Raw genomic sequence first — 428 nt, forward strand, 5'->3', positions numbered from 1 at the left:
AGATGTTTATAAGATACAGTAGATATTCCGCGTGTAGCACCATTTAAAGCGTTAATGAGTGATGTTTATAATGATTTAAATATCAAAGTCCAGATGCAAGCAACACCATCTCGAAGAGGCGTATTGTTATTAAATGCAGGCATCGTTGACGGCGATATTGTGCGCTCACAAAGTAATATGCGTAAATTCGAGAATATTATTGTCGTAGAACCTAGCCTTGGCGTTATTAACTTAGTGCTTCTATGTCGAAAAGCGCTGCCATGCGATAGAGATAATTTATACAACCCAAACAACCGAATTATGAGCTCGATTGGTGATATCGAAATTCTTAATGAGTTTGATATTAAAGCCGAGATCATTCATAACGAAGACTTGAGCCATACGCTTACTATGCTAAAAAAAGGTCGTGTCGATTATGCACTTTATCC

General features: G+C 37.4%; 1 protein-coding gene. It reads left to right on the plus strand.

The genetic code is table 11. The features are described 5' to 3' along the window. Window positions 1-54: 54 nt before the first annotated feature. On the plus strand, window positions 55-428 hold a 374-nt coding region (locus E0L37_RS21385; RefSeq protein ID WP_205655686.1), incomplete at its 3' end, for a hypothetical protein.

Origin of the sequence: Alcanivorax sp. 24, assembly GCF_004360225.1 — a bacterium.
GTDB classification, from domain to species: domain Bacteria; phylum Pseudomonadota; class Gammaproteobacteria; order Pseudomonadales; family Alcanivoracaceae; genus Alloalcanivorax; species Alloalcanivorax xiamenensis.